This window comes from Bartonella sp. AC130YNZD (genome assembly GCF_042196865.1).
Classification (GTDB): domain Bacteria; phylum Pseudomonadota; class Alphaproteobacteria; order Rhizobiales; family Rhizobiaceae; genus Bartonella.
In genome coordinates this window covers 1-1,338 of the sequence record NZ_JBHIQZ010000101.1, presented here as the reverse complement: position 1 = coordinate 1,338, position 1,338 = coordinate 1, and the positions used below count along the sequence as shown (strand labels likewise).

At 37.2% G+C, this 1,338-nt stretch carries 2 protein-coding genes and 1 pseudogene; all 3 read left to right on the top strand.

What is annotated here, in order from left to right; genetic code table 11:
• Positions 1–211, top strand: a pseudogene (locus ACFINU_RS09860) (adenosine monophosphate-protein transferase); the annotation flags it as partial.
• A gap of 68 nt (positions 212–279) precedes the next feature.
• Positions 280–468: an antitoxin VbhA family protein gene (locus ACFINU_RS09855; RefSeq protein ID WP_375618808.1), complete on the top strand. Its 189-nt coding sequence runs from the start codon at positions 280–282 to the stop codon at positions 466–468.
• Positions 455–1,338: Fic/DOC family protein (locus ACFINU_RS09850; protein ID WP_375667667.1), on the top strand; the 884-nt coding region annotated here is incomplete at its 3' end. The genes ACFINU_RS09855 and ACFINU_RS09850, both read left to right, overlap by 14 nt.

The window sequence follows — 1,338 nt, the reverse complement described above, 5'->3', positions numbered from 1 at the left end:
TTTAAAGCTACAAAGTGCTTTAGATAAACGTTTTGGACAGGATGCCATTCATAAACAAGACTTTGACTTGTCAAAAGTAATACCTCAAAACCAGCCTCCGGATAAGAAGCTTATGAGTGAGTTTCAAACGGCTGTTAAATTTTTGCAACAGAGACAACAGGAGCAAATCAATGCGATAGCGCGTGAAAGATCAAAAGATGTGATACGGTAAGGTAAGGGATAAAAACTTGCTTCTATAGCTTATTTGAGCTATAATAAATATCAACAAAGGAGAATTTTATGTTGAGTGAAGAGGAAATTAAACGACGTCGCTTTGATGCTAAAAATGCATTAGCAAGCCAACGTTTAGAGGGGTTGGAACCAGATCCACAAGTTGTTGCTCAAGTAGAGCGTTATATTATAGGTGAACTTGAAATAAGTGATATTATCAAAGATTATATAGAGCGGGTAAAACGTGGAGAAGTATAAAGGGGGCGTTGATCCTTATACTGATGCTGAAACTGGTGTGATGTATAATCGGTTTGGTATTAAAGATGAAGCTACGCTAAAGTATGTAGAGTCTACTCTCGCTTATGCAAAATCTCTTGAACTTAAGCGTACTCCTATTAGGGGTAGGTTTGATCTTAATCATATGAAAGATATTCACAAGAAGCTATTTGGTGACGTCTATGAATGGGCAGGAGAGATCCGTTCAATAGATATTACCAAAGGTGGTTGTTTATTTGCTTATCATCATCAGATTGAAAGCTACGCACCGAAGATTACACAGCAGCTTGCCAAAGAACAATATCTGCGTGGTCTTGATGCGGATAAATTCAGCCAGAGAGCTGGATATTATATGGGTGAAATAAATGCGTTGCATCCGTTTCGAGAGGGAAATGGACGTACTCAGCGTGAATTTATTGGTCAACTTGCTTGTGAAGCTGGCTATAATATTGACTGGGACGGTATCACGCGAGAGGAAATGACAAAGGCATCAATTGAGGCACTTTATGGTACTTCTGAATTACTGTCTGAGCTTATTCGTAAGAACCTTACTGAATTTACAAAGAATAGAGAGATTGATGTTTATCAAGGTTTTGGGGGAAAAATAGCTTCTGATGTACAGAACAATAAAGAATTATCCGAAGAACAAAAGGAAAAAATTACAACGGTTTTTAATAAAGTGAAGACAGCTTTTAGCAGACTTCAAAAAGAAGAACCCAAGGTTGAACAATCACAAAAAGATTTGAATGTTTCTTCAAAAGCAACAGAAAAAGCTCCATACCTTGCTGCTTATACGGATAACTCTAATCTAGAACAGAAGGTGCTAAGCGCTCTTAGAAATAAAAAATCTTA

What these genes read in the sequence shown, in the direction of transcription:
- ACFINU_RS09855 (WP_375618808.1), top strand. Translation starts at nt 280, where the DNA reads ATGTTGAGTGAAGAGGAAATTAAACGACGTCGCTTTGATGCTAAAAAT.